General features: G+C 54.6%; 1 pseudogene. It reads left to right on the top strand.

Features of this window, described 5'->3' with window-relative positions:
* Positions 1–302: pseudogene (locus NE473_RS31220) on the top strand (MATE family efflux transporter); the annotation flags it as partial.

Below are 302 nucleotides of genomic sequence, written 5' to 3'. Positions count from 1 at the left end.
GGAATTTTGATCTTCGGGTTGTTGGGGTTTCCAAATCTGGGGATCGGCGGGGCGGCCGGGGCAACCGTGACGGCCAGAGCGGCAGAGCTGATTCTGGCAATGTGGGAAAACCGCAGAGACGATGTGGTCCGGATTCGCTGGAGCCTTCTGAAAGAATCACACGCCGTACTGAGGAAAGATTTTGTGAAATACACGACACCTGTTATGGCAAATGAACTGGTATGGGGATGCGGTTTTACGATGTTTACCGTTATTATGGGCCATCTGGGGAGCGATGCCGTGGCGGCCAACTCCATAGCCGG

This window comes from Hungatella sp. SL.1.14, assembly GCF_024460495.1.
In the GTDB taxonomy this organism is placed as follows: domain Bacteria; phylum Bacillota; class Clostridia; order Lachnospirales; family Lachnospiraceae; genus Hungatella; species Hungatella hathewayi.
Note: the sequence above shows the minus strand (reverse complement) of the source record. Positions and strands in the feature narration are given on the sequence as shown.